8 protein-coding genes are annotated in these 5,901 nt (G+C 66.6%); 3 read left to right on the top strand and 5 right to left on the bottom strand.

The window, feature by feature from the left end:
* Window positions 1-456 precede the first annotated feature (456 nt).
* Together HMPREF2581_RS00865 and HMPREF2581_RS00860 are read right to left on the bottom strand one after the other, a co-directional pair.
* Window positions 457-879, bottom strand: coding sequence for a hypothetical protein (locus HMPREF2581_RS00865; RefSeq protein WP_003117503.1), 423 nt, complete (start codon window positions 877-879; stop codon window positions 457-459).
* A gap of 98 nt (window positions 880-977) precedes the next feature.
* Window positions 978-1,508 (bottom strand): cytochrome b, encoded by a 531-nt coding sequence (locus tag HMPREF2581_RS00860; protein WP_003092155.1) that lies wholly within the window; start codon window positions 1,506-1,508, stop codon window positions 978-980.
* Between the two features lie 182 nt (window positions 1,509-1,690).
* On the opposite strand from HMPREF2581_RS00860, the gene HMPREF2581_RS00855 reads away from it, so the two are divergent.
* Window positions 1,691-1,888, top strand: coding sequence for a heavy-metal-associated domain-containing protein (locus HMPREF2581_RS00855; RefSeq protein ID WP_003111818.1), 198 nt, complete (start codon window positions 1,691-1,693; stop codon window positions 1,886-1,888).
* Here HMPREF2581_RS00855 and nalD read toward each other — a convergent pair.
* Window positions 1,867-2,505 carry an efflux system transcriptional repressor NalD gene (gene nalD, locus HMPREF2581_RS00850; protein WP_003092152.1) on the bottom strand — a complete coding sequence of 213 codons (639 nt, stop codon included), beginning with the start codon at window positions 2,503-2,505 and terminating at the stop codon, window positions 1,867-1,869. The two genes, HMPREF2581_RS00855 and nalD, sit on opposite strands and share 22 nt — an antisense overlap.
* A gap of 365 nt (window positions 2,506-2,870) precedes the next feature.
* Here nalD and HMPREF2581_RS00845 point away from each other — a divergent pair, with 365 nt between their 5' ends.
* Window positions 2,871-4,049, top strand: coding sequence for a multidrug effflux MFS transporter (locus HMPREF2581_RS00845; RefSeq protein ID WP_003092150.1), 1,179 nt, complete (start codon window positions 2,871-2,873; stop codon window positions 4,047-4,049).
* Window positions 4,050-4,056: 7 nt separating this feature from the next.
* Here the strand turns inward: HMPREF2581_RS00845 and HMPREF2581_RS00840 are convergent, their stop codons facing one another.
* Window positions 4,057-4,233: a hypothetical protein gene (locus HMPREF2581_RS00840; RefSeq protein ID WP_003104346.1), complete on the bottom strand. Its 177-nt coding sequence runs from the start codon at window positions 4,231-4,233 to the stop codon at window positions 4,057-4,059.
* A 126-nt stretch (window positions 4,234-4,359) separates the two neighbouring features.
* Window positions 4,360-5,283: an MmsAB operon transcriptional regulator MmsR gene (gene mmsR, locus HMPREF2581_RS00835; protein WP_003138059.1), complete on the bottom strand. Its 924-nt coding sequence runs from the start codon at window positions 5,281-5,283 to the stop codon at window positions 4,360-4,362.
* A gap of 131 nt (window positions 5,284-5,414) precedes the next feature.
* Here mmsR and HMPREF2581_RS00830 point away from each other — a divergent pair.
* A partial coding sequence (locus HMPREF2581_RS00830) for an aldehyde dehydrogenase family protein (protein WP_134515541.1) occupies window positions 5,415-5,901 on the top strand: 487 nt, incomplete at its 3' end.

Below are 5,901 nucleotides of genomic sequence, written 5' to 3'. Positions count from 1 at the left end.
CTCGCCTGGAAAGGCGAAACAAGAGGCCAAGGCAGGCACGACAAGCAGCTTGAGCAGCAAACATGAAGCCCGCTCGAACGTCCCGTAGGGCGAATACCCCCACAGGCGGTATCCGCCGATGCCCTGGAGAGCCGGCGGATAACCGCAAGCGGTCATTCGCCCTACGGATTGGGCTCCTGGCTTGCCCTCCGAGTGGTGGGCGAGTCTTTTGGACGCTTGCAGAAGGAACTCGCCTGGAAAGGCGAAACAAGAGGCCAAGGCAAGCACGACAAGCAGCTTGACCGGCAACCACGACGCCCGCTCAAGCGCTCCCCTTACTGCCGTGCAGGCAGCGACGGGAGCTAGGGGCCAGTGCACGCATTCACGGCCCGCCAGGCAGTCCCCGTGCACCCGGTGCCGAAACGCCACCTTCGTGCCCTGAGTCATGGCCAATGCTCCACGGCAAGTCGCTACCCCTCAGTACCCATCCGCCACCGGTGCCAGGTAGAGCCCGCCCGCACCGAGGGTAATGCGCAGGTTGCGGATCTCCCCGGCGCGCAGGGTAAGGGTCTGTCCGGCGAGGATGGTCATGCCGTTCCGGCAGGCGTCGCCAGGACCGTTCGGCGCAAGACGCACGTCCACCGCGCCGGGTTGCAGGTTCAGGGCCAGGCTGGCGCCCGGTTGCAGGTTGCCGACCAGTTCGTCGTGGACGTACAGGCCGACATCGCAGGCAGTGCCGGACTCGACCCGCTCGCGGGAAACGTTCAGCACCGCATAGCCGATCGGCGCCGGGTCGGGTTGCGCCCAGCCACCGCTGGCCGGTTGCGGGTCCGCGGCGAGCGCCGGGAGGGCGCAGGCCAGGGCGGCGGTATGGAGCAGCGGGCGAAGGATGGGGAACATGGCGGGCCTCGGCGGCGGGGACGTAGGGAAAAGCTTGGCCGAAGCCGGGGTCCGGGACAAGTCGGGACGGGCATCCGCGTGCCCGTCCGTCGCTGGGGTCAGGCGCCGCGTTGCGGCAGCATGGCGCGCAGTACGTCGTCCTTCTGCACGCGGTGGTGCCAGATGGCCGCGGCGGCGTGGCCGAGGATCAGCGCGAAAAGCAGGTACTGGACGGTGACGTGGGTGCCGCCGGCGAACGCCTTGAAGGCTTCCGGCAGGTCGAACGGGCCGATCTGCACCAGCCAGAACAGGTCCAGCGGACGCTTGCCGGCGAGCATGCCGGAGAGCGGCATGACGATCAGCACCGCGTACAGCAGGAAATGCCCGGCCTTGGCGGCCGCGCGCTGCCAGTCCGGGTTCCCCTCCAGGGTATCCGGGACACCCTGGACGCGGCGCAGCGCCAGGCGTGTCAGGGTCAGCAGGAGTACCGCCACGCCCAGCGACTTGTGCAGGGTGAAGACGTTGCCCTTGCCGCCGAGCAGGCCGGCGAAGAAGTCGGCGCCGTAGGGCAGGGCGATGATCAGCAGGACCGCGACGGCGCTGAGCCAGTGCAGGGCGATCTGTGACGGGGAATAGCGGCGGATGGACATGGTTCTACCTCGTGAAGAACAAGGTGAACATGTTAACCATGTGCTTTGTAGGGTTTAAGCCTCTTTACTCCGCCTTTACCCGTTCTTGACGCTTTGTCGGTTACCGGATATTTCGAGGATTGACCTTGACACCATGTCAAGGTCGAAAATCGCCCCATCGATGACCAACAGGAGGCAATACCATGCAAGTCTTCAAGGTTCAGGGCATGACCTGCGGCCACTGCGTACGGGCGATCACCCATGCGGTGCAGGCGAAGGATTCAGCGGCGGACGTCCAAGTGGATCTTGGCGCCGGCGAAGTCCGGGTCGCCAGCCGGCTCGACAGCGCCCAGGTACTCGAGGCGATCCGCGAGGAGGGCTACGGCGCCGAGCTGGCCTGACCCCAGTCGCGCACCAGGCCACGGAACATCGGCTCCAGCAGGTGTTCCGCGTCCGTATCCGGATCGAACAGGCGCGGGTCGCGCAACCAGTCGTTGAACAGGCCCAGGATCAGCGCGTGCAAGGCGCGCGAGGCGATCCTTGGGGTCATGCCCGGATGCAGCCGCACGCGGCATTCGTCGCGGGCGAACAACTGCTCGCAGAGTTCGATGAACATCTGCACGAAGGCGTTGTTGCGTTCCTGCGCCTCGCGCAGTTCCTCGGTGAATTCGCAACGTTGCATCAGGATGGTCAGGATGCGGCGCTTCTTCTCCTGAGTCAGCAACGATTGCACGGCCTCCAGGCAGAGGTCGTAGAGCGAGCGCAGCGGGTCGCTGCCATCGCAGCCGGACAGGCGCTCGGTGAGTTGCTCCGGCGGCAGGCGTACCTGGTTGAGCATCTCGTTGAACAGGTGAGCCTTGTTCTGGAAGTGCCAGTAGACGGCGCCACGGGTCACCCCGGCGGCCCTGGCGATCTGTTCCAGGCTGGTATGGGACACGCCTTTTTCCAGGAACAGTTCCTCGGCGGCCAGGAGGATGGCCGTACGGGTTTTTTCAGAATCTTCCTTTGTGCGTCGCATGCTGTGCTGGGTAGTCGAATGGGTCTCGGCAACGGGGCGGGGAGTGTACCGATTTTAGCCGCGCTCGGGCGGACTCGAAGTATTTCGACACCACCTTTGTCTAATGCTGCTCATTCATGAGCCGTGGATTCCGCGGATCCACGGTCTCCGGCCATGATCGGCGGGTGTCTTCGGTGTTATGCTGCGCGCTGCTTTTTCGGCGACTCCCCGGCTGTCCGTAGCATCTTCCCGCCAGTACCGGCCTTCAGGCCTGGAGCCGCCCGCCCTCACAGACGATTCAATGATAGGCGTCGTCGTCCCGCTTGCCGGGAGCCGCGCAGGAAAGTGCCTTGCCTGCCGCCGACGCGCCCCGTGCCGAGCGATCCATGAACCTGCGCATCCTGCTGATACTGGGAGCCCTGAGCGCCTTCGGGCCACTGGCCATCGACTTCTACCTGCCGAGCTTCCCGACCCTGGCCAAGGCCTTTGCCACCGACGTCGAGCACGTCCAACTGAGCCTGGCCGCCTACTTCGCCGGCCTGTCCATCGGCCAGTTGCTCTACGGCCCGGTGGCCGACCGCTATGGCCGGCGCCTGCCGCTGCTGGTGGGGGTGAGTATCTTCACCCTGGCCTCGGCCGCCTGCGCCCTGGCGCCGAGCCTGGAGTGGCTGATCGCCGCGCGCTTCGTCCAGGCCCTCGGCGGCTGCGCCGGGATGGTCATCTCGCGGGCAGTGGTGCGTGACCTGTGCGATCCGATCGGCGCCGCCAAGGCGTTTTCCCAGTTGATGCTGGTGATGGGCCTGGCGCCGATCCTCGCCCCCGTGGCCGGCGGCCTGCTGCTGGACTGGCAGGGCTGGCAATCGATCTTCGTCTGCCTGACCCTGTTCGCCGCCCTGGCCGGCCTCGGCGTGGCGTTGTGGCTGCCGGAAACCATCCCGGCCGACGGCGAGCGACCGCCGCTGTCCGGCGCGCTGGGGCAGTACCGGCGGCTGTTCGCCGACCGCCTGTTTCTCGCCTATGGCCTTTCCGGCGGGGTGGCGATGGCCGGGATGTTCGCCTACATCGCCGGTTCGCCCTACGTGTTCATCCAGCTCTACGGGATTCCCGCCGAGCACTATGGCTGGCTGTTCGGCAGCAATGCCGCGGGCTTCATCGTCATGGCACAGGTCAACGCGCGGCTGCTGCGCTATCGCGGGCCGGCGTTCTGGCTGCGGCGGATCATCTGGGGCTACCTGGCGTGCGGCCTGGCCCTGCTGGGCATCGCTTCGCTGCAACCGGCCACGCTGTGGCCGCTGCTGGTTCCGCTGTTCGGATGCGTGGCCAGCCTCGGCTGCATCATTCCCAACGCTTCCGCCTGCGCCATGGCCGGACAGGGACAGCACGCCGGCAGCGCCTCGGCGCTGATGGGCAGCCTGCAGTTCAGCGTGGCGGCGGGCGCTTCGGCGCTGGTCGGCGTGCTCCACGACGGCACGGCGATCCCCATGACTCTGGTGATCGCCGTCTGCGGCGCGGTCGCGACCCTGCTCGCCTGGCAGACCGGGCGCCTGGAGCGCCAGGCCGCCTGAGCGCGGATCAGGCCGTTCGCTGTTTCAGTTCGGGCAGCACATGGGGCGCGCGCAGGCGCGCCTCGAGGCGGTCGACGAAACGCCGGGCCTCGCTTTCGCTACGGAAGTTGACGGCCTGCTGGTCGAGGCAGACTTGCCAGCATTGGCCTTTCGGGGTTTGCGACGGGCGGACGAGGATGTTCATGGCGATTCATCCATCGGGGCTGGAAAGGGAGCTTCAGTCTAGTCCTGTCGGCCCGGAAAACACTGACCGGGATCAGTTTGCCGACAACTGGTCGCCGCTTCGTTTACAGCCCCGCCGCAGAGCGCTTCAGGCTCCTCCCTCGCCCTGCCTTACCCGCTGTCGGTAGGCGCTCGGCGACAAACCCATGACCTTGCTGAACAGGCGCGAGAAGTAGTAGCTGTCGTCGTAGCCGACCGCCTGGCCGACCCGGGCCACGCTCTGGTCGCTGCTGTCCAGCAACTGGCAGGCGTACTCGATCTTCAGGTGCAGGAAGTGCTGGATAGGCGTACGGCCGGTGATCGCCTTGTAGCGACTGACGAAATGGAACTTCGACAGGTTGCAGAAGGCCGCCAGGCGTTCCAGTTCGAGGCGCGCATGCAGGTGTTCACGCATGTAGGCGTGCAGCCCGTCGAGGTCCAGGCTGCCCTCGCGCAGCGGGCGCAGCAGCGGTAGCTGGCAGAGCAGGCTGCGCATGCGGCTGGCGGCGAGCAGGAAGTGCTGGAAGCGGTAGCCGCTGTGGCGCACCTCCAGCAGTTGCTCGAAGCCGCCGAGCAGGGCGTGTTGCAGGCCCCAATGGCGCAGCGGGGTGTCGCGGTAGCCGGCGCTGTGTTGCAGCCAGGTGGCGCTGTCGCCGCGCAGGTGGGTCCAAAAGATGGTCCAGGGTTGGCGGTCGTCGGCGGCGTAGTCGTGGGCCATGCCCGGCGGCAGCCAGAGCAGGTCGCCGCTGCCGACCCGGTATTCGCGCCAGGCCTCGCCCTCGCGCACGCGCAACAGGCCCTGGCCTTCGCTGCAATAGATCAGCAGGTGCTCGTCATGGCGCTCGCGGCTCATGCGGTGGTCGCGGGCGCGCCGGTAGTGGCCCAGGGAGGTGGGGTAGAGGTCGCGGCTGAGCGGGTGGACCGCCAGTTTCTCCAGCAGCGCCGCCGGGATCGGCAAGCGCAGGCTGTCGGCCGGCAGGGGCCAGTCGGAGGTGTGCGACATGTCGGTAGCCGGCTCCGCAATATAGTCCATGAACAACACAATTTAGTCGATCTCGCGACCTTCCGCCCAGTGATAGCTTCTTGGCCAAAGCGAGGTCCGAATCGACCTCGTACCAGTCCGCCACAACAATAAAAGCCGGCCTGGCCGGTGCAGGAGGGTTCATGTCAGTCCCAGTCCGCCACCTCATCGCGGGAGCCTTCGTCGAAGGTCTCGGCGCCCAGCGCATCCCGGTCAGCAATCCCCTCGACAACAGCACCCTGGCGGAGATCGCCTGCGCCAGCGCGGAGCAGATCGAGCAGGCGGTGGCCAGTGCCCGCGAAACCTTCGCCAGCTGGAAGGAAACCCCGGTTTCCGAGCGCGCGCGGGTGATGCTGCGTTACCAGGCGTTGCTCAAGGAACACCACGACGAACTGGCGAAGATCGTCTCCAGCGAGCTGGGCAAGACTTTCGAGGACGCCAAGGGCGACGTCTGGCGCGGTATCGAGGTGGTCGAGCACGCCTGCAACGTGCCCTCGCTGCTGATGGGCGAGACGGTGGAGAACGTCGCCCGCAACATCGACACCTACAGCATCACCCAGCCGCTGGGCGTGTGCGTTGGCATCACCCCGTTCAACTTCCCGGCGATGATCCCGCTGTGGATGTTCCCGC

It is taken from the genome of Pseudomonas sp. HMSC057H01, assembly GCF_001836405.1.
Classification (GTDB): domain Bacteria; phylum Pseudomonadota; class Gammaproteobacteria; order Pseudomonadales; family Pseudomonadaceae; genus Pseudomonas; species Pseudomonas aeruginosa.
The sequence above is the reverse complement of the archived record's forward strand: the minus strand, read 5'-3'. Positions and strand labels throughout refer to the sequence as shown.